This is a genomic window from Cytobacillus oceanisediminis 2691, from assembly GCF_000294775.2.
Classification (GTDB): domain Bacteria; phylum Bacillota; class Bacilli; order Bacillales; family Cytobacillaceae; genus Cytobacillus; species Cytobacillus pseudoceanisediminis.
In genome coordinates this window covers 897271-915477 of sequence record NZ_CP015506.1, presented here as the reverse complement: position 1 = coordinate 915477, position 18207 = coordinate 897271, and the positions used below count along the sequence as shown (strand labels likewise).

The following is an 18207-nucleotide window of genomic DNA, read 5'->3' as shown; positions in this document are numbered from 1 at the left end:
GCTGTTCTCCTATCTAATAAGTTTCGTGAAATTCACTCAAGGACATTACAATCTATATTGCTGCAAACTATCTATTTTTCAGCCAAACTCCCATCCTTATTCCTTCTTTTCCTGACTTCATCCATTTTCCCGTAAAAACTCTCCTCCAAGTCAATGCCAAAGAAGTTATAGAATTTAATCAGATAGGCCAGGCAGTCTGCGAGTTCTTTGCCAAGTTCTTCTTTTACTTGATCACTAGCTAATTGAAAGGCCAGTTCTTCATCCATTCCTTCTTCGGCATATTCGCGGACAAGGTTAAAGGCCTTGCGCAGCTCTTCAGCAACCTCCGCTACTTCGGTTGTCAGCAGCATATAGTTATTTAATAGGGAATCGCGGCTCCTGGCATAATTCTCATCGCTGATCTCCCAGCCCATCTCTTTTTGATACTCTCTCATAAAGCTTTGCAATTCTTTCAATCTATTAACACCTCTTCGATATATTCGCCAGATTTCGGGTGGTGCCTGTCAACCACTTATCTTTCTATTGTCCGGGCCAATACCGCCCCGGCAATGAGTCCCCAAACGGGTGCGCTGATATGGAGAAAGCTTATGCCTGACAAAGTGACGATGAAGGCTGCGAGCGCGCTTAGCCGGTAGCGGTTTTCGGAGAAGCCCATTTGCAGGCTGGAATGCAGGACGCCGATCAGAGCGAACCCGGCCAGCAATGAAACGAAGGCCTGCGGAAGCGATTGGATAAAGGGCACGATTTTCCAGGCAAATATGCCGAAAACAATCGTAATAGCACCTGAAACAACAGCTCCCATATACCGCTTTTCCTTAGGCCCTGAATCCGGCCCGGCACAGATGGCGCTCATCATGCCGGCGATATTGGCACACTGGCCGCCAAAGAAGCTGGTGATTATGGAGAAGGCGCCGCTTGACGAGACGATTTTACGAATAGGCGGCTTGAAATCCTCACTTTCCAGTGCCCCAATTCCTGGCGCAGCGTCATTGCTCAATATCAGCATCGCAAGCGGCAGGGCAATCGTCACAAACCCCATCCAGCTGAATTCCGGTACTTGAATAGATGGCAGGAAATAAGCAATCTCCTTAGCCGGATTTAAATCAGCTGTCAAATACAATACCGCAAAGGCAATCGCGACGGCCGCGAGCACAGGCGGGAACTTCTTCACATATCTCGTAAAAAGCAGAAAACTGATTAAAGCCGCTCCCCCGATAACAGGCATTTCCTGGATGGCCGGTACGAGCTTCACGACATAGCCGGCAACCAATCCGCCAAGCATGGATGCGATGACTTCTTTCGGCACCCAGCCAATGATTTTTGTAAACAGCCCTGAAATGCCAACCAGAAAAATCAGCAGCCCGGACATCACATACCCGCCTATCAGTTCCGGATACGAATATTGGGCAGTCACAGTCGCCAAAAAGGCCGCTCCAGTAATCGAATGCCCTCCTGTAATGGGAATCCTATATAGAAGCGGCAGGAGGATGCTGTATACACCCCCGAAAAAATAAACCGCAAACATCCAGTTAATCGTCTGCTGATCAGTAAATCCCCCTGCTGACGCAGCCTGTAAAATGATCAGGGCCGGCCCCGTCATAACCAGTGTGCTTGCAATGATTCCAGATGAAATGTTTTCCGCTGTCAGATCCCTTAAGAACGAACCCTTCTGTACTTCTTGACTGTATCCGCTATGCCTTTCCTTCGGCAAACCCATTTTTCCTGCCCCCGACTTCCGATTATTTTACTTACTATCATGATTTTAAATAAGGTAATTGTCAAACTATTTCGCATTCAGAAGTGTTGACAAAAAAAGGACCTCCTAAGTGGCCCCTAACTCATTCCGATTAAAATAAACATTTAAGACTTGCTTCAGGGATTGATCGATCTGCACCCATTCATCCAGCTTATAGGTATTCAGCACTTTTGCCAGGTTTGGCTTAATGCCAATCAATTTGATGATGCTGCCTGTCATGAAGTTGAGCGTTTTAAGCAGCTGGGTGAATTTCTCAATGCCTTTTCCTTCAATTTCCCCAACCGCCGTCAGATCAAAGAGAATTTCTTCATATTCGCCGGCAAAAACGGCTTTGAGACAGCTTTCGGAAATAACGTTTATTTTTTCTGCTGTAATATCCCCAAATAAAGGAATCATGCAGAGCGTTTCCGACAGCGGAATAAACGGCCCGGACAGCTGATTTAAGCGGATCAGCACCTGCTCCAGCTCTTCTTTTTTCTCCAGAAGTTCAAAGTCAGTTGAGGACAGGCGCTGCTGCAGCTGCATCAGCTTATCCATCAAGTTTTCATTAGAGCTGTCTTTTGGCAAGAATAGCATATTGGCATAACCCTCGCTGTCCCATTGAATATGGACCTCAAATAAAGATAGCGGTGTTTCCCTGGTCTTCATATTCAGTTCCAGCTTCACAGGATCCAGCCCAGGCTCCCAGCTGTACTGAATCAGCTTTTCTATGCTTTCCTCATCGATGATTCCTTTTAAATGCCCCTCGCTCAGGTCAAAGCTTTCCCGTGCTATGCCAGAGTAGCTTACTATTTTTCCGTTCCTGTCAGCTTTTAAAAACGCAAGCGGAAGCGGCTGATCAAAATATTGCATTTTGCTGTCCTCCCGCTTCATTGTTTTGCAGCCATTCCTTTGTTTCCGGCAAATCCTTTAGAATGACCGTATGATCGGAGCAATAAGGAAGCAGGTCATACTTCCCGGCTAAGCGCCCGCCAAGAAGAACAGCCGGCTTATGCGTCAGCTTGGCAAAGGCTTCGGCATATTCCTTCAGCTTCGGCAGGTGATAGACGATGCTGACCGATAGACCGATTACACTCGGCTTCCAGTCCTTTGCCGTTTTCAGTGCATATTCCAAAGGAAGGCTCGGGCCAAAGTACTTTGTCTCCCAGCCGTGCTCTTCAAAAAGGCTGTTGACCATTTTCAGGCCAATATAATGCTGTTCCCCATCCAGGCAGAGAAACATGGCTTTTTGGTTTGATTGTCTTTTTTCCTGCCGGTATGCGAGCTTTGAGAGGACAAAATCACATGTTGCTGTTGCCAGATGTTCATCTGCCACAGTGATTTGATTCGTCTCCCATAGGTGGCCGATGTGCTGCATCGCAGGTGTAATCAGATTTTGATAAACTTCAAGGCGCGATAGCTGCGGTTGCTTTTGAATGTTCTCCCAAACTTTCGCAGAATCACCTTGAAGCAATAAGGAAGCGAGTGTTTCAGCGTGGTTCATCTTACACTCCTCCCTTAACAGGTTCACCTTTCAAAACAGCAATGGCTTCCGCCAGATAAAGATGGAATCTCTCTGCCTTTTCAGGAGAATCGTTATCTTCAGCCAGCACAGCCTGAATGATTTCGAAATTGTCGATCAGATGCCGGGTATTCATCCCATGCTTCTTTAAAATGCCATCAAGCCATACGGCATAATCAGTGAAAAAAGCAGATTGGTTCAGCTCATACGCTGTCTCGAGATGCTTCATATGATGATGGTTATCTTCGCGGCACTTCTCTTTTCCTTGTTCGCCAAACCGCTCCAGCAGGAAAGGCTCGCGTTCATAGATCTTTTCGGTTACATGGTTTACGATCTTTTCAAAGCTCACTTAGCCACCACCTTGAATTGCGAAACTTTTGGAACCACTGCTGCCAGTTCCTGATCCGGATACTTTTTCTCTAAATCATGGATTCTCTTAAAATCCTCGCTGCGAACCCAATTTAAATAATTTTCCTTTGTATCAAAGATGAGCTGCACCGTCAGTTCGCCAGGGCGCTTATCATTCTGCAGCAGCAGAAAATCGATAAACCCCTCCGCCTGATCGACCGACCGCGAGCGATTTTTATATATGCTAATGACTTCCTCCGACTTTTCGTCGGGTACGTCAAATGTTGAAAAGACTGTATACATTAACTCTCCTCCAAACTTGGGAGTTTTCTGTTTTTTTTTCAGTATAACATACTGATTGGGATTGTCATTTTGGAAGGGTTATAGGGAATGGCTGAAGTTTTTTGTTTGCTGGAGGAATAACTGAAGCTTTTTCGTCGTTATTTTGGATGATTAACTAGCATTTTCTCGCTGCTCTCCACGTTTTCGTCGTTAATCCGGTTGATTAGCTACCATTTTTCTACCTCTCTCCACGTTTTCGTCGTTAATCCGGTTGATTAGCTACCATTTTTCTACCTCTCTCCACGTTTTCGTCGTTGATCCGGTTGATTAGCTACCATTTTCTCTACTCTCTCCACGTTTTCGTCGTTAATCCGGATGATTAACTACCATCTTCTCTCCTCTCCCCACTTTTCGTCCTTAATCCGGATGATTAACTACCATTTTCTCTACTCTCTCCACGTTTTCGTCGTTAATCCGGATTATTAGCTACCATTTCTCCTACTCTCTCCACGTTTTCGTCGTTAATCCGGTTGATTAGCTACCATTTTTCTACCTCTCTTCACGTTTTCGTCGTTAATCCGGATGATTAACTACCATCTTCTCTCCTCTCCCCACTTTTCGTCGTTAATCCGGTTGATTAGCTACCATTTTTCTACCTCTCTCCACGTTTTCGTCGTTAATCCGGTTGATTAGCTACCATTTTCTCTACTCTCTCCACGTTTTCGTCGTTGATCCGGTTGATTAGCTACCATTTTCTCTACTCTCTCCACGTTTTCGTCGTTAATCCGGATGATTAACTACCATCTTCTCTCCTCTCCCCACTTTTCGTCCTTAATCCCCCTTCTTCTCAGCCTCAAGCCCGATGCCAAGATATGTCTCTGGCTCGTTATGACTCGAGTTAATCCCGGTTAAGATAGTATTTGTAAGAATTGTTAAGTTTTTCCTGCAAACAAGATCATATTTTGCCGAATTAGGTCGGTCGAATTATTGGAAAATTAAAGAAAGAGCAGTTATTAATACCTATTTTCCTCTGTATAAATAGGTCTTGGGTGCAAATTTTCACTATTAGGGAGTAAGGAGACTGTTTATGAAATTATTAAAAATGATTGTGCAGAGAAAGATTTTGGTTGCCCTTATGACGGTGCTGATTTTGGCCATCGGCAGCTTTTCCATTATCGAATTGGATAAAGAGCTGATGCCGCCGGTAACGATGGATGGCGCTTATGTGGAGGTCAATGCCGGTGAAATGGCAGCTATTGAAGTGGAGCGATCGATAACCAACCCCCTGGAGCAGCAAATCAGGGGGATTGAGGGAGTAGAATCGGTTGACTCCACATCGGCGATTGGACGGAGCTCACTTCAAATTACGTTTGAACAGGGTCGGGGCGATGAACTTTTTAAAGAAGTAGAAACGGCTGCAAACGCCGCTAAAGGTGAGAATGCCGCGATCACGGATGTTACTTCAGGGCAGTATGGGACCACGCAAAGCTATGAATTCTATATGGATGTATCCGGCGGCAGCATGGAGGATATGACCGCTTTTGCCAAAAAGGTTCTTGAACCGCGCCTGGAAGCATTGCCGGAAGTCCGCGACGTATCGCTTGCAGGAGTTCAGGAGCACGAGGTAATCATTGAACTGGACCGCAGCAAATTGGCTGAAAAAGGGCTGGATTCTACAGCTGTGATTGGTGCGATTCAGCAGGTTAACAGCGAAGCCACACTGGGAGAACTCAGCAGGGATGCCAGCTCTCCTTCCCTCCGCTGGAATACGAAGCTCGAAAATGTGGAGGATGTACAGAATATTAAAATCCCATCACCAAATGGATTTGTTGATTTGAAAGATGTTGCAGATGTTCAATTTCAGCCGATTGAAAGCTCATCGTTCGTCTGGAAAAACGGAACAAAGGATTTCATCTTTGTCCAGGTTGGCCGTGCTGCTAATGCCACGCAAATTGAAATGGCAGCTGCGGTCCGCGATGAAGTGAAAAACATCCGCGAAGACGGGCTGGTAAAAGGCTTTGAGCTGAACGAAATGGTGGCACAGGCAGATTATGTGCAGGAATCAATTGATGGCGTGACCGGCAACATTTTAACCGGCGGCGTCATTGCCATTGCCATTCTTTTAATCTTTTTGAGGAATGTAAGGGCCACCTTTATCATCGGACTGTCGATCCCCACTTCCATCCTTCTGACGTTTACGGCGATGTGGGTTTTTGATTACAGCTTTAATATCCTGACCCTGATTGGGCTTGGCCTGGGGATCGGGATGATGGTGGATTCTTCGATTGTCATCATTGAATCCATCTATCGAAAAAAGGAACAGGGACTTGGCAGGCTTGAGTCCGTTTTGGAAGGAACGAAAGAGGTTTCATCAGCAGTTATTGCTTCGATGCTCACTACGATCGTGGTATTCCTGCCGATCGGCCTCATTGGCGGCGATGTGGGCACATTCATGATCATGCTGTCTGCAGTTGTAGCCATTACACTCATCAGTTCGGTTATAGTCTCGTTTACTTTGATCCCTTCGCTTTCAGAAAAATTGCTGAAACTGCGCAAGCCGAAGAAGGAGCGCAAAGAAGGGCCGATTATGCGCCTTTATAGCCGGATTGTGGCCTGGACCATCCGGAAAAAGCGATACAGTTTTGCAGTCATTGCGATTATCTTCCTGATGTTTGCCGGTTCATTAACGCTTGTGACGAAAATTCCGATGACGATTATGCCGGATATGTTTAACCGCTACACAGAGCTGATGGTTGATCTGGAAACAGGTATATCTGTTGAAGATAAAGAAGATATCGCTCAAGGAATCAATCAGAAACTGCAGTCGATTGAAGATGTAGAGTCCAATTATGTCATGGACAGCGGCGGCATGTTCTATACGATCATCAATATGACAAAAGGCGATGACATTTCAAGAGAGCAAAAAGATGTCAATGAAGATATTATGAAGCAACTTCGCAGCCTATCGGATTCCCTTCCGGTTAAAAATGTCCAGAGTGCGATGTCGGCTGGCGGCGGATCACCGGTCCAGGTGAATATTACGGGCGAAAATTTTGCAGATCTGCAGAAGCTTACCGGTGATTTTTCTGAGGAGCTCGAAAAGATTGACGGCATCGTCGGTGTGACCAACTCAATGGAGCGTACGTCTGAGGAGCAGGTTGTTGTATTAAAAGAAGAAGCGATTGAAACGGCAGGCTTAACCCAGCTGCAAATCAGGCAGTTTATTGAGCAGGCGTTCATGGAAATGCCTGTCGGGGAAATGTCCATGAATGAAGAAAATGTGCCGCTTGCCTTGAAATGGGCTGAGAAGACAGATTCCAGGTCAGATCTTCTGGATTTAAAGGTTCCAACTGCCCAGGGCGAGAAAGCATTATCTTCCTTTATTGAATTGAAGAGTGTAGATACACCAAATGAAATTTCCCATCATGACGGGGAGCGCTTCATCTCCATTTCTGCTGATATTGAAGGCAAGGACCTTGGTGCCGTGAACCGGGATGTCCAAAAGCTGATCAATGATTTTGATGCACCTGCTGGCTATAGCGTGGCAGCTGCCGGGGATCTTGAACAGCAGCAGGAATTAATCATGGATATGGTGTTTGTTTTAGCAATTGCGATTTTCCTTGTGTACCTGGTGATGGCTGTCCAATTTAACCACCTTGGCCATCCGTTGATCGTCATGTCTGTCATTCCGATGACCATCGTCGGCGTCATTCTCGGTTTGTTTCTGACACAGATGGAGCTTAGCGTAATGTCAGGAATGGGAATTGTGATGCTGATTGGGATTGTGCTCAATAACGCCATCCTGCTGATCGACCGTACGAATCAGCTCCGCCTGGAAGGCTTCTCTGTTGAAGTGGCCCTTCTGGAAGCAGGCAAAAACCGGATCCGGCCGATATTCATGACTACCCTGACAACGGTTGGCGGAATGCTGCCCCTTGCCCTTGCATCGGGAACTTCCGGCAACTATCAGGCGCCAATGGCAACGGTCATTATTTCCGGCCTGCTGTTTGCGACCTTTATCACGCTGCTGCTGATCCCGGCGGTTTACCGCTTGTTCACCACATCCAGCCTCCGCTTTGGCTGGCTGAAGAAAAAGCAAGAAAAGAAAAGCAGCGATGTTAAAGTGATTCCTGAGACCGTTAATTAACTTACTTCCGCCCCCTCAATACTTAGGGGGCTTTTGCGGATTTTTAAGCACTATGGACAAGGGCTCTTTCCTTCTGTTTTTTCCTTCATATATTAGTAGGAGAGAAAGGAGTGAATCCCATGTGCCAATATTGTGTTGAAGAATATTATTATAAGAAGAAAGTCTGCTGCAAAAAGAAGGACAAACATGAACATCACGGCTGTAAGAAATGCACGAGTGATTTTAAACCTCACTGTCCCTGTAAAAAATGCTCTGATGAGCATAAAAGATGTTCCTGCCAAAAATGTTCACCGGAAATTCATCATTGCCCTTGCAAGAAATGCTCATTCGAACACCTGCATTTTTGCTGCTGTAAAAAATGTTCCCATAGATATGACTATTAATCCAGTAAAACAGCGGCCAGCTTTGCTGACCGCTTACTTTATTTTTTCTGCCGCACGCTTTAAGGAAACCATTAAGAGGCGGACGCCAAGAAAAAAGATGATAAAACCGATGAAGGAATAGGTGTGCTTCCAATTGATAAGGACAAACATATTCAAAAAGCTGAATAACGGTTCAAAGATATAAGCAAACAGGATTCCAAGGCCTACCGCTGCAGCTGCATAGCTTTTCCACGTATTAAAATACTGATAAATCAGCATTCCCGATATGGGTATCACCACAAAATCTGCAGGCACTAACGGCGGAATAAAATGGAACAGCTTATCCGGATATCCCCACAAAATAAAGTTCAATCCTACAACATCAAGAAAACAGGCGAAGATTGCACATAGCAGCCCGAAAGCAAGTATTTCAAAGAACCGGCCCTTATCCACCAGCCTCCACCAAATAAAAAACGGCAAAATGCTCGCAGCCAGCAGCAGCCACCAATTAAAGCTGAACAAATCCTCATTCAGCCAATGCTCAAAAGAAACATCTCTTAACTTTTCCCTTAGGTTTTGCTCATCTTTATATGAAGGAATGCGGCTCATCTCATCACCTGCCTGCCCGAGTTGGTATCATGTTATTCATCTTTCCCCATGCAGTGAGTTACATACAGTAAGCCGATGGTTTTAGTGAAATATTGGCGGGTTAGTGGGATTCCACAAATATTCTGCTGGCGGGCGCAATTGTTGATTGAATCGGCATATATTTGGTGTGATGGCACAATTACAGGTGATGCATACGCATTTAATTTGGCGGAAGTTCGGATCGGCGCATTTATTGGATGAAGCGGCGCATATCTGGCATGATGGCGCATTTAATGGTGATGTTGACGCATTTTACTGGGCGAACGGCACTATCACGTTGCGGGTCGGCGCACATATTGGATGAAGCGGCGCATATCTGGTATGATGGCGCATTTAATGGTGATGTTGATGCATTTTACTGGGCGAACGGCGCAATCATAATGCAGAATAGCGCAATGATCCACCAAAACAACGCAATAATCAGCAGCAGCGGCGCATAAAGTTTTCACACAAAAAAGCAGCTGGCAGAGCCAGCCGCTTTCATTTCTATTGCTGTCCAGTATAAATGTTAATCGCATCTCTTAAAAACTCGGCCGCACCTGGGCGAATTTTATCATAATAGGCTTTAAACCTTTCATCTGCCACATACATTTCCGCAAGACCGGCGTGGGCCTCTTTGCTGTATTCACTCCAGTAGAAAGTGATCCACTGCTTGTGCAGATCGGCTGCTTTTTGTGCAAGCTCGCCTGCCGGATCGCCAGTTTGCATGGCTTCGGCTAGAGCAGTGTTCACCTCTTCAGCCAGTTTCGTTACGGCCTCATGCTCCTCCTGGGTCATGTTCATGAGTTTGGCATTGGATTTATCAACCGTCTCATCACCATATTTCTCACGGATTTCTTTTCCGTATTGTTCCTCATTATCTTCAATCATTTTCTTTTTAAATCCTTCAAACTTCTCTTTGTCTGACATGGTCGTTCTCCCTTCAGCTGACGCTATGGTTTTTTCTACATTCGTAATAAGCAGATCGAGCTGCTTTCTTTTCTCAAGGAGTTTCTCGCGGTGCTCCTTCAGTGCATCGGCAGCATCGAAAGCGGGTGCTGAGATAATTTCCTTAATTTGATCAAGGCTGATGCCAAGTTCTCTGTAAAACAGAATCTGCTGCAGTCTGTCAACTTCCTGCTGGCCATAAATCCGGTATCCTGACGAATTGGTTCTTGCCGGCTTAAGAATGCCAATTTCATCATAATACCTGAGGGTTCTCGAGCTGACCCCGGCCATCTGCGCAAGCTTCTGCACTGTGTATTCCATGCGATTGCCTCCTTTCAAGAAAAGCGGAAGCGCCTTGCACAGTAAGACGAAAATACTGGTTAGGCGCTGCAGCTAGACATTGAAAAATCTAGAAAGTACTTTCTGTTTATTACGATACACCTTTACGCAGCGTGAAGGTCAAACACTTTTTATAAAAAAATGATTAATCCAGCTTTTTAATCAGGAGAGCTGCGGTCGTCTTGGAAATTCTGCATCCTTCCAGGTCTGACTCCTTAATCAATCCCAGATCCACAGCGGATTTTATTTTCCCTTCATCAGGTCGCTTTTGAATCAGGTCGAGAAGATTCAGCTCCTCCAGTTTGCTGACAGTTGGAGCGGGGTCGAATTTTTCTGTCCTTCTAATCTGCCTCTGCAATTTGTAGCTGTCAATCTTCACTTCTCCTTTTTCATTCTGTCCCACTGCTGTATCGAAATACTGGTGGAACATGTCTTTAAGTTTATCGAGTTCGGCTTCCAAATCTTTCTTCCTGCGGTTCAGCTCATCAAAACGGACCAGCATCTCTTTTGTAATCATGTGGATCGCCTCTTTTCTTGGATGATATTTCATCTTATTTTGGAAGAGGGAAATTTATGCATAAACAAAGAACATACGTTCCTGAATACAAACACAAAAGATTTGGTGTAAAATGGAATTAAATAGGAGGGGACATGATGCTTTTAAACATTTTTTGGGGAATACTCGGACTTTATGTATTGCTATCTCTCCTGATCCTGCCGATGCAATACCGCTATTTAACCGCTATAAAAAAAGAAGAAGCTAAAAATAAGGCGAAGGGGAAAAGACAGGGAGAAATGTATGACAATATGAGAGCGGGCGAACTGGTTCTGCATGAAAACATTCAGGGAAACCCGGTCTTTTTTCTGGCTAATTTCCTGGCATCGGTTATCTATCGGATTAAGCATTGACCGGTTTCCCGGATAAGATTTAGATTTCGCGTTTATATTGAAAATTTCGCGATTAAGTACTCAAATAGCCTGGCGGGCTTCCGCCAGGCTTCTCTTTTTACTGCAATTCTTCCAGCGCAATTTTCTGATACGCTTTAAAAATGGAATCACAGAACACATCCCATTCTTCAGCCGCTTCCATGGAAGCTTCGCTGACTCCCCCGCACACCGGTCGCTGGAGCAGATCTGTCAGCTGCTCGGCAAATCGATCAATCGTTGCCTGAGATGCACCTTCCAGCACGTTCGCAACAAAATCAGCTGGCGGATACCAGTCTGTCACTCTCTGAATATCGCGGTAAATTTGCGTCAGCAGCAGATTGCGCGGGCCTTCCCACTGTTCATTGACAACAATATCGCGGAAAATGCGCGGCAGTGAGGAGAATTCCTCCATGACGCCATGGCCGGCAAAGACGGAGATGGCATCGCGCAGCACCTCTGCTCCTTCGTTTGTTGCACAGATTTTCTGCAGAAGCACAAGCTCCCTCAGGTTAAACAGCTGTTTTCTCAGTTCAATTGGCTGATCAACCGGAATACCGGCATTCAGCGGCTGATCAAGAAGCAGGAATTGATCATAGATTTTAAAAGCGCCTGCCGCTGTGCGGTGTGCAGCGTTTTCAATTTTCTTCAGTGTTCTCGCTGATAGCGGATAATCTTTTACCTTTTTGCCAAAAACAGTCCGGAAATTTCCATACAGACTGGCTTCACGTGCTGCCCGGAGCATGAATCCTGCGCAGGCAATGCCAATTTCAAGGCGGGATAGTGTCAGGACGATACCGACCGCAACGGCCACCCCTTTTCCTGCCGGGCCAACCGGATAAGCAAGAGCCCCATTATACTGGAATTCCCCTGTCGGAAGCTCGGCCGTTCCCATTTTCCACTTGATCCGGTTGATTTCATACCCATTGCGTTTTTCTTTTTCTTTATCTCCCGGAAGCCAGGACGGAACAATAAATGTCGATACTTTATCAGTGCCGGAAATTTTCGCAGTGACCACCGAATAGTCGGCATGGGCAACCGAACAGAAAAATTTATTGCCGTAGAGGCGATAGATTTTTCCATCTGGAACAGCCTCAAGTACATTGGCAGGCAAATCCGATCCTCCCTGGATTTCTGTCATGAATTGGGCACCTATCGCAAAGTCCCCACCCAGCCCCTCTTTCGTATGCTGTAAAATTTGCTCCAGCTCTGGAATATCTTCATTCGGATATTGTTCAAGGAGTGCAATTAATCCAATCGTGCATGTCAGCGGGCAGGCGACACCGGCTTCCCCCAGCTGATGTATCAGCATCCGCTTGGCAAAACTTTCCCAGGCTGGCATTTTGCTTGAAAAGAGACCTGTACTGAACACTTCTTTTTCCAGCTGATGTGTTTCCATTGGACGGATGACACGGTCAATGCGGTGATTGAAGGCATCAAAATGAAGCAAATACGGACGGACTTCCGGCCTTGCCGCTCTTTCTGCAAGGGTGCTCCATCTGGAAGAAACAGCAGGAGAAAAATGCTGCAGCTCAATATGTATCTGTTCATATTGTGAGCCTGCATATTTCTTTAAGGCCTTTTGCAAAAATGGATCATCCTTATACCAATCCAGATTGTTGCGCTTCTCTAAAAATTCATCAAATGTGTATGAATTCTTTCCTCTTATCTGCTGGTCCTGGGAAGTTATCGTCATGGAAAAATCACTCCTTTTTTGATTGACAAATACTAATTTTCAGAATTATTATAAAACTAAGCTAACGTTAACGTCAACTAGGAGGATACATAATGACAGTAGAAAAGATTTTCACCATCAGCGAGCTTGCGACGATGTTTGACATCAGCTCAAGGACGATCCGCTATTACGAGGAAATTGGCATGCTGACTTCGGAAAACCGTGACAGCATGACTAAACAGCGCAGCTATACGAATCGTGAGCGCCGGCGGCTGAAGATGATTCTGCGCGGAAAAAAACTAGGCTTCAGCCTTCAGGAAATCAAGGAAATGATTGATCTTTATGAATTAAATCCGGAAGGTGAAGCGGAAAAAAGCAGGATTATTGCATTCGCTGACAGCAAGCTAAAGGAAATTGAAGAGCAGATCATGCAGCTGCAGATGCTGCGGGAAGACATTCTGACTTACAAAGAAAAGTATGAAAACAGCCGGGTGAAAACATAAAATTATTCATTTAAAAGGGGCTGAGCTAAGTGGGAGCAACGATTCACGGAGTATTGGAGAGAAATGCAAGGAAGTTTCCTGAAAAGGACGCCTTTATTACGGCGTCGAACCGCCTTACTTACGCAGACATGAACCGTACATGCAACAGACTGGCACGATATCTTCAGGGTGAAGGTATCCGGCGGGGTGACCCGATTGCAGTGATGTCCCGCAATAATGAGCACTTCTTTTATGCTTTTTTTGCCTGCATGAAGATCGGCGCCATTCCAATGCCGATGAATGTCCGTCTGACACCGAAGGAATTGGGGGCTATTTTTCAAAACGCGAGTGCTGCAGGGGTTCTGTATGAGGATGAGCTTACTGAAACGGTGACGGCGTTAAAAGAGAATTTGAATTTCTATGTTTCGATCCAGGATGCGGTTGAGGCTTCAGCTCATCTTTCTGACGGCAATCTCAATGTGCCGATTGATTCACGGGATGTCTGCGAGATTCTTTTTACATCCGGAACAACCGGTACGCCAAAGGGAGTTGTGTTTAACCATGAACGCATACTTTCGATTGCCGCCGCGGTTTCGGTTAATTTCAGCTTATCGCATAGTGATTCCCTGCTTACCCTAATGCCGCTCTCCCACTCTGCTCCTTTGAATACTTTTTTCATGAGCGGGTTTTACTGCGGCGCCTCTCATGTAATTGGGGACTTTACGCCTAAAGGGTTCCTGAACTGGATTCAGCAGGAAAAGACGACCTTCTCATTTGCGGCTCCGGTTGCCTATTTGCTTGCGGCAAAGGATCCGGATTTGGCTTCTTATGATTTATCCAGCATGCGTGTTTTTGCATATGGCGGCGGTCCGCTGGCACTTGCCTCCTATCATCATGTAAAAAAAGCATTTCAGAACGAAAACTTTTATCAGGTTTACGGGTTGACGGAAGCGGGCCCGAATGGAATTTTATTATATCCGGAAGAGCATCTGGAAAAGGCGGGAAGCATCGGCAAAAATCCGACGGTTAATATGGAAATCCGGGTCGTCCGTCCGGATGGCACCGATACGGCTCCCAATGAATACGGCGAGATTCTTCTGACAGGTGACAGCCTCATGCTGGGGTATGACAATAACCCGGATGAAACAAATGCCGCGATGAAGGATGGCTGGCTCTATACTGGCGATATTGCCTATCGGGATAAGGATGGCTACTTTTACATCGTCGACCGTAAAAAGGATGTCATCATCTCGGGCGGCGTCAACATTTATCCGCGTGAAGTCGAAGAAGTACTCGCGAAGCATGACGCGGTTTTGGAATCCTGTGTGGTCGGTGTGCCGCATGAAGAATGGGGCGAAACCGTTAAGGCTGTTGTCGTGCTGAAGGGAGATGCTTCAGAAGAGGAATTGCGCGCATTTGCTGCTGAACATCTGGCTGAGTTTAAATGTCCGCGGATATATTCCTTTGTGGATGAATTGCCGCGGAATGCGAGCGGGAAGATTTTGAAGCAGCAGGTGAAATTGGTGCATGCTTAATTGTATTGGGGATCAGGAGCTTAGGAAGGCGCCTGGTTCTTTTTTGTTTATGGAGGATTTATGGCGGCTGTTTTTCTGGCTCTGGCTCCTTTTTCGGCTTCATGAGAGCTTCATGGCGACCATTTTTCTGGCTCAGATGCCTTTTTCGGCTTCATCGGCGATTCATGGAGACCATTCTTCTGCCTCTGGCTCCTTTTTCGGCTTCATGAGAGCTTCATGGCGACCATTTTTCTGGCTCAGATGCCTTTTTCGGCTTCATGAAGGCTTCATGACTACCATTCTTCTGGCTCTGGCTCCTTTTTCGGCTTCATGAGAGCTTCATGGCGACCATTCTTCTGCCTCTGGCTCTTTTTTCGGCTTCATGAGAGCTTCATAGCGACCATTTTTCTGCCTCTCGTGCCTTTTTCGGCTTCATCGGCGATCCATGGCGACCATTCTTCTGCTTTTGGTGCCTTTTCGGCTTCACGAAGGCTTCAAATTATTTAATCTCAAGGTATAACGACAAAAAGGGAAATCCATCCATGAGGAATGATCGTTAGTCCATGCTATTAACGACCAAACAAGAGATACACCATGAAATATGGGAGTTAATCCTAATCATTATCGACCAAACAAGAGGTGCCACATGAAAAATGGGAGTTATTCCGAATCATTATCGACCAAACAAGGGTGCCACATGAAATATGGGAGTTAATCCTAATCATTATCGACCAAACAAGAGGTGCCACATGAAATATGGGAGTTAATTCTAATCATTAACGACCAAACAAGAGATGCCACATGAAATATGGGAGTTAATTCTAATCATTAACGACCAAACAAGAGATGCCACATGAAATATGGGAGTTATTCCTAATCATTATCGTCCAAATGAGAGATACACCATGAAATATGGGAGTTATTCCGAATCATTATCGGCCAAATGAGGGATTCAGCAGAAATACTGAAGCCCTTCCCTCCCACTCAGTTGCCCTTTTTCGGGTTTATGATGAAAACAGGAGGAATTCCCCCATAAAGAAAGTATCTTAATAGTATAACCAAACAATCCAGGAGGCCACATGAAATCAAGAACCGAAACCGAGATGATGAATCTGATTTTATCAACAGCCCGGGAAGATGAACGGGTGCGCGCGGTTATTCTGAATGGCTCGCGCGCGAATCCGAATGTGAGGAAGGATATTTTCCAGGATTACGATATTGTGTACATAGTTAGGGAAATGGAGTCCTTTACCTGTGATCATAGCTGGGTGGATGTATTTGGCGAGCGGGTTATGATGCAGATGCCGGAGGAGAAGGTGCTGCCGCCTGCCGATGGGCACGGACGCTTCCCCTATTTGATGCAGTTTATGGACGGGAACCGGATTGATCTGACTTTGATTCCGGCTGACGAGATGGATGAGCTGCTGGAGCCCGACAGTCTGAGTGTGCTGCTTCTTGATAAGGATGGACTGATTGGGTACCTGCCGCCAGCCAGTGACCGGGATTATCTGATCAAGAAACCGGATGCCCAGGAATTTGCAGATCTCTGCAATGAATTTTGGTGGATCACGATGAATATCAGCAAAGGGCTTTGGCGCAGGGAGCTTACTTATGCGATGTTTATGCATGAGCAGATCAACCGCAATGTGCTAATTACCATGCTCGAATGGAAGGTTGGCATCACAGACGATTTTACAAAGAGCGCAGGCAAAGCCGGCAAGTATCTGCCCGATTTTCTTCCTGACGAGGTATGGGAGCAGTTCGAATCCACCTATTCAGACGCCGATTTTCATCACATATGGGAAGCCCTTTTTACAATGTGCTCCCTTTTCAGAGAAACGGCCGTCGAGGTCGCAGAAAAGCTGGGCTTCGAATACCCGTTTGAAGATGATAAGCGTGTAACTGCTTTTTTAAAGCATGTCCGCATCCTGCCTGCCAATGCATCATCCATCTATTAAAAAAATCCCCTTCACAGGGGATTTTTCTAGTTATTCTTCAATTCCAGCTGTTCGAACGCAGACCAGTTCACCATTTTTTCAAGAAGAATGGAGATCAGGACGCCCATCAAAAGCCCGTTGGATAGGAATGGCTGAATCAAAACCGGCAATTCTGCGAATACCGCGGCCGGTGTATTCATCAAACTGATTCCGATCAGGACGGGTGCGGCTAAACGGAATATTGTGTCTGAGTTGAACACTTTTCCGCTTAAGCTGTTGAAAGCTGTCCCGAATAACTGCAGATATGCTACAAACAGCACGGCGTTCCCGACTGTTACCGGCATGCCCGCCAGCCATGACCCGAGATGCGGAATCAGGCCAATGACCGTCAGGAGCGCGCCGCCGATGAAGAATGGTGTTCTCATCAATATTCTCGTGCTTTGCAGAAATCCGATCGATGAGGTGAATGGCGTATACGGCACGAGACCAAACCCGCTTCCCATCACTGTGAAAACTGCGGTGATAAAAATCGATCCGCGGTATTCGCGTTTCCCGGATTCTTTTTTAAATAAACGGTCACTGGAGCTGATGGAAGCGACTGTGTTGCTCAGGTTCATCAGACTGGCAAAAAAGGCGACGGCCACAATTCCGATTTCGAGGTTAGGCTGTCCCAGCGGAAACAGTGTAAAGCTCACATCTCCGGACGCTGTCCCCTGCATCGCTTGACCGGCAAACAGGAGATCATAGCCTATCCATCCTGCCAGCAATCCTATTAAGATGGAAAAATTGCTGATGACGGCGTTCCCTTTTAATTTTAATAAACTCACAAAAATGACGAGTGCAAAGGAATAAAGGGTGATGGGAACATCAATGGTGCCCTGTTCACTGACCTTCATCATGCCTTTGAAAAAGATGAAAATCAGCTGGAAGGTTAATAGGAACAGGTAAACGGACATCACCATCGGGCTGAATATCGATTTTAGCAGAGAGATGCCGTTGAAGGCTGCTAGAATTAGAGTGACAGCCGAAGCGAGCAGTACGCCTGTCGCAATTCCGCCCCCGATTTCCGTATAGCTCATGCCAAGGGACGATGCCGACAGTCCAAGGTTTAAGATGACTCCCCACAATAAGCCGGAATGGCCTTCCATGAGCGGATACCGATGCCCTTTCCAGCCTTGAAAAATGGTTGCCAGCCCCGTAAAGATAAGCGAGGCTCTCAGCATCATCGCAATCGTTTCTCCCGGCAGCCCGAAGACTGTTCCAATCGAAATTGGGACCATCACTGTATTAGCAAAAATAAAAAATAGCCATTGAACAGAAGAAAATATCGTTACGGTACCAAACCGTTTATCCAAGGTATCAACA

The 18207-nt window shown here is 46.0% G+C and carries 19 protein-coding genes; 8 read left to right on the top strand and 11 right to left on the bottom strand.

Features of this window, described 5'->3' with window-relative positions:
• Nucleotides 1-71: 71 nt before the first annotated feature.
• The 6 genes from A361_RS04785 to A361_RS04760 all read right to left on the bottom strand — a co-directional run bounded on the left by A361_RS04785 (nucleotide 72) and on the right by A361_RS04760 (nucleotide 3908).
• Nucleotides 72-455: a MazG nucleotide pyrophosphohydrolase domain-containing protein gene (locus A361_RS04785; RefSeq protein ID WP_009335085.1), complete on the bottom strand. Its 384-nt coding sequence runs from the start codon at nucleotides 453-455 to the stop codon at nucleotides 72-74.
• 56 nt (nucleotides 456-511) lie between these two features.
• Nucleotides 512-1717 (bottom strand): benzoate/H(+) symporter BenE family transporter, encoded by a 1206-nt coding sequence (locus A361_RS04780; protein ID WP_019382655.1) that lies wholly within the window; start codon nucleotides 1715-1717, stop codon nucleotides 512-514.
• A 105-nt stretch (nucleotides 1718-1822) separates the two neighbouring features.
• Nucleotides 1823-2608, bottom strand: coding sequence for an STAS domain-containing protein (locus tag A361_RS04775; protein WP_019382656.1), 786 nt, complete (start codon nucleotides 2606-2608; stop codon nucleotides 1823-1825).
• Nucleotides 2595-3239 carry a cobalamin B12-binding domain-containing protein gene (locus tag A361_RS04770; RefSeq protein ID WP_019382657.1) on the bottom strand — a complete coding sequence of 215 codons (645 nt, stop codon included), beginning with the start codon at nucleotides 3237-3239 and terminating at the stop codon, nucleotides 2595-2597. The genes A361_RS04775 and A361_RS04770 overlap by 14 nt, the downstream gene beginning before the upstream one ends.
• Before the next feature lies 1 nt (nucleotide 3240).
• On the bottom strand, nucleotides 3241-3606 hold the full coding sequence (locus tag A361_RS04765; protein WP_019382658.1) for a hypothetical protein: 366 nt from the start codon (nucleotides 3604-3606) through the stop codon (nucleotides 3241-3243).
• Nucleotides 3603-3908, bottom strand: a complete 306-nt coding sequence (locus A361_RS04760; RefSeq protein WP_009335090.1) for an antibiotic biosynthesis monooxygenase family protein — start codon at nucleotides 3906-3908, stop codon at nucleotides 3603-3605. Before A361_RS04760 ends, A361_RS04765 begins: the two co-directional genes overlap by 4 nt.
• Before the next feature lie 1066 nt (nucleotides 3909-4974).
• Between A361_RS04760 and A361_RS04755 the strand changes: the two genes are divergently transcribed.
• The gene (locus A361_RS04755) at nucleotides 4975-8034 is read left to right on the top strand and encodes an efflux RND transporter permease subunit (RefSeq protein ID WP_019379349.1); all 3060 of its coding nucleotides are present in this window, start codon (nucleotides 4975-4977) and stop codon (nucleotides 8032-8034) included.
• 416 nt (nucleotides 8035-8450) lie between these two features.
• On the opposite strand, the gene A361_RS04750 is transcribed toward A361_RS04755, so the two are convergent.
• Nucleotides 8451-9005: a CBO0543 family protein gene (locus A361_RS04750; RefSeq protein ID WP_009335093.1), complete on the bottom strand. Its 555-nt coding sequence runs from the start codon at nucleotides 9003-9005 to the stop codon at nucleotides 8451-8453.
• A 169-nt stretch (nucleotides 9006-9174) separates the two neighbouring features.
• Between A361_RS04750 and A361_RS04745 the strand changes: the two genes are divergently transcribed.
• Together A361_RS04745 and A361_RS30210 are read left to right on the top strand one after the other, a co-directional pair.
• The gene (locus A361_RS04745; RefSeq protein ID WP_157888524.1) at nucleotides 9175-9348 is read left to right on the top strand and encodes a hypothetical protein; all 174 of its coding nucleotides are present in this window, start codon (nucleotides 9175-9177) and stop codon (nucleotides 9346-9348) included.
• Entirely contained in the window at nucleotides 9341-9484 is a 144-nt protein-coding gene (locus A361_RS30210; protein WP_019379352.1) for a hypothetical protein, read from the top strand. The genes A361_RS04745 and A361_RS30210 overlap by 8 nt, the downstream gene beginning before the upstream one ends.
• Nucleotides 9485-9530: 46 nt before the next feature.
• On the opposite strand, the gene A361_RS04740 is transcribed toward A361_RS30210, so the two are convergent.
• Nucleotides 9531-10292, bottom strand: a complete 762-nt coding sequence (locus A361_RS04740; RefSeq protein WP_009335094.1) for a MerR family transcriptional regulator — start codon at nucleotides 10290-10292, stop codon at nucleotides 9531-9533.
• Between the two features lie 163 nt (nucleotides 10293-10455).
• The gene (locus tag A361_RS04735; protein ID WP_019379353.1) at nucleotides 10456-10827 is read right to left on the bottom strand and encodes a hypothetical protein; all 372 of its coding nucleotides are present in this window, start codon (nucleotides 10825-10827) and stop codon (nucleotides 10456-10458) included.
• Between the two features lie 134 nt (nucleotides 10828-10961).
• Here A361_RS04735 and A361_RS04730 point away from each other — a divergent pair, with 134 nt between their 5' ends.
• Nucleotides 10962-11219, top strand: a complete 258-nt coding sequence (locus tag A361_RS04730; RefSeq protein ID WP_009335096.1) for a DUF3949 domain-containing protein — start codon at nucleotides 10962-10964, stop codon at nucleotides 11217-11219.
• Between the two features lie 97 nt (nucleotides 11220-11316).
• Here the strand turns inward: A361_RS04730 and A361_RS04725 are convergent, their stop codons facing one another.
• On the bottom strand, nucleotides 11317-12930 hold the full coding sequence (locus A361_RS04725; RefSeq protein ID WP_019379355.1) for an acyl-CoA dehydrogenase family protein: 1614 nt from the start codon (nucleotides 12928-12930) through the stop codon (nucleotides 11317-11319).
• 92 nt (nucleotides 12931-13022) lie between these two features.
• Between A361_RS04725 and A361_RS04720 the strand changes: the two genes are divergently transcribed.
• From A361_RS04720 to A361_RS04705, 4 genes are all read left to right on the top strand, one after another.
• Complete coding sequence (locus A361_RS04720) at nucleotides 13023-13412, top strand: MerR family DNA-binding protein (RefSeq protein WP_009335098.1); 390 nt, start codon at nucleotides 13023-13025, stop codon at nucleotides 13410-13412.
• 29 nt (nucleotides 13413-13441) lie between these two features.
• Nucleotides 13442-14926, top strand: a complete 1485-nt coding sequence (locus A361_RS04715; RefSeq protein ID WP_019379356.1) for a class I adenylate-forming enzyme family protein — start codon at nucleotides 13442-13444, stop codon at nucleotides 14924-14926.
• A 49-nt stretch (nucleotides 14927-14975) separates the two neighbouring features.
• Entirely contained in the window at nucleotides 14976-15239 is a 264-nt protein-coding gene (locus A361_RS30205; protein ID WP_162271999.1) for a hypothetical protein, read from the top strand.
• Nucleotides 15240-15984: 745 nt separating this feature from the next.
• Nucleotides 15985-16863, top strand: coding sequence for an aminoglycoside 6-adenylyltransferase (locus A361_RS04705; RefSeq protein WP_019379358.1), 879 nt, complete (start codon nucleotides 15985-15987; stop codon nucleotides 16861-16863).
• Nucleotides 16864-16889: 26 nt separating this feature from the next.
• Here the strand turns inward: A361_RS04705 and A361_RS04700 are convergent, their stop codons facing one another.
• Nucleotides 16890-18197 carry a uracil/xanthine transporter gene (locus A361_RS04700; protein ID WP_019379359.1) on the bottom strand — a complete coding sequence of 436 codons (1308 nt, stop codon included), beginning with the start codon at nucleotides 18195-18197 and terminating at the stop codon, nucleotides 16890-16892.
• Nucleotides 18198-18207: the final 10 nt, after the last annotated feature.